This window comes from Trebonia sp., assembly GCF_049794275.1.
Taxonomy (GTDB): domain Bacteria; phylum Actinomycetota; class Actinomycetes; order Streptosporangiales; family Streptosporangiaceae; genus Trebonia.
Window position 1 is genome coordinate 1 of record NZ_JBARCR010000961.1, and the last position, 1,913, is coordinate 1,913.

4 protein-coding genes are annotated in these 1,913 nt (G+C 70.0%); 2 read left to right on the forward strand and 2 right to left on the reverse strand.

All coding sequences use genetic code 11. The features are described from left to right. Positions 1-197, forward strand: a 197-nt coding sequence (locus WA805_RS24605) for an N-acetylmuramoyl-L-alanine amidase family protein (RefSeq protein WP_425243509.1), incomplete at its 5' end; no start/stop codon positions are given. Between the two features lie 64 nt (positions 198-261). On the opposite strand, the gene WA805_RS24610 is transcribed toward WA805_RS24605, so the two are convergent. Together WA805_RS24610 and WA805_RS24615 are read right to left on the reverse strand one after the other, a co-directional pair. Beyond that, positions 262-819 (reverse strand): DinB family protein, encoded by a 558-nt coding sequence (locus WA805_RS24610; RefSeq protein ID WP_425243510.1) that lies wholly within the window; start codon positions 817-819, stop codon positions 262-264. Between the two features lie 100 nt (positions 820-919). Then, positions 920-1,237: a hypothetical protein gene (locus tag WA805_RS24615; RefSeq protein WP_422275103.1), complete on the reverse strand. Its 318-nt coding sequence runs from the start codon at positions 1,235-1,237 to the stop codon at positions 920-922. Between the two features lie 141 nt (positions 1,238-1,378). On the opposite strand from WA805_RS24615, the gene WA805_RS24620 reads away from it, so the two are divergent. Then, on the forward strand, positions 1,379-1,913 hold a 535-nt coding region (locus tag WA805_RS24620; RefSeq protein ID WP_425243511.1), incomplete at its 3' end, for an SDR family oxidoreductase.

The window sequence follows — 1,913 nt, forward strand, 5'->3', positions numbered from 1 at the left end:
CCTACGACGGCGTGCACGGAATCGAGCCCCGGGACAATCTGGCCGGGCTCAACCTGACCACCGTTCCCGAGGTGCTGATCGAGTGCGGAAACATGCGCAACGCGACCGACGCCCGGCTGCTGACGTCGGCCCGCTTCCAGCGGCGGATAGCCAGGGCGCTCGAGGCGGCGATCATTCGCTTCCTCGGCCAGCAGTAGCCGGCCAGGACCGGAGCCCGCTAACGCACCGGCGGCCGCCGGCTGCGTGCCCGGCCCGTGCGCATTACTGGCCCAGGCGTCCGTCGATCCGCTCGCGCAGCAGGTCGGCGTGACCCATGTGGCGGGCGTACTCCCCGATCATTCCGACCAGCGCCTCGCGCAGCGACATCGGCCCGCCGCCACTGCCATGCTGATTCAGGGGATCGTCGGCGGTGATGTCGAGACTGGGCGCCTCGGCCACGAACCGCGTGGCGAAGTCCGCCTCCGCACGCCACGCGTTCCACGCCTCCGCGACTACTCGGGGGTCGGGAACAGCACCATCCCAATCACCGTCACGGTCGGTCTCGGAGCAAAACAGCCGTGGCACGTCCTGGCCCGCCAGCAGCACCCGGAACGTCGCGCGCTCCATCTCGGCCAGGTGCCGCACCAGCCCAAGGAGCGACATCGTCGACGGCTCGACGGAACGCCGCGCCATGGCCTCCGCGCTGAGACCCGCGCACTTCATCTCCAGGGTGAGGCGCTGGCAGCGCAGGGATTCGGTTAGCGTGACGCGCTCGTCGCCCAGCCTCGCTCTGTGCTCACGCGGGTCGTCGTCAGACGGCTTGCCGTCGGCGGTGAACATGTCGGCTCGTCGGCTCGTGGCCATGATTGCCATCATCGGCGACGCCCACGGCGGCCGGCAACGGATTTATGAGGGCTTACTGTCCTACTCGACTTTCGCGTTATGCCGCTGTGGTTTCCCAGGCCAGGCGGATGGCGTGGGTTTCTTCGCGGGTTGGCGGGTCAGGGTGAGATGCCCGGAATCGGGCGGCGATGAGGACGCGGCGGAGCTTGGCGAGCATGTCAGCGGTGGATGGCTGGTTCTTGCTGCGGTACCAGGGAGCGCGGGCGCGGCGCTCGTCCAGGTCGGCGGGGTCGTGGCCGGCGGTCATATACCAGGTCATGGTCAGTGTCTGGCAGGCGAGCTGGAACGGGATGGTGCGGCGGACCGCGGCGGCTGCCCGGTTGCGGGCCTGCCCGTTCGCTCTCGACCGTGCCACGCACAAGACGCCGGGCCCGGCCGCTGTGTGACACCCGCGATCGGTGGCGTTCGTCACATGACGGCGCCGTCACACCGACCGGGCCGCCGGCATCTTGTGTTCGTTCAGTGCTGCAGCACACAACACAACAGGGAGGCCATCATGCAGCAAGCGAAGATCGCTGTGGCCGGCGCCACCGGGCGGCTCGGGCGTCACGTCGCCGGCGTGCTCGATGCCGAGGGGCACCAGGTCGTCCCGATCTCCCGGTCGGCCGGCGTCGATGTCATCACCGGCGACGGCCTCGCCGCAGCACTCACCTGCGCCGGCGCGATCATCGACGTGGTCGCCGGGCCGAGCAACGAGCAGCAGGCCGCTACCGAGTTCTTCAACACCGCCGCCAGGAACCTGCAGCAGGCCGGCGAGCGGGCCGGCGTGGCCCGCTACGTGGCCGTTTCGATCATCGGGATCCAGAAGTCCGCCGGCGGCTACGGGTCGGCCAAGCTCGCCCACGAGCAGGCCGTGCTGGCCGGCCCGGTGCCCGCGAGGGTCCAGCGCGTCGCACAGTTCCACGAACTTGTCGGCGTGCTCATGGACATGGGCCGGCAGGGCGACGTGATCTACCTGCCCAAGATGCGCACCCAGATCATCGCCGCCCGCACCGTCGCCGGGGCCCTCGCCGCGATGGCCACCAGCCCCC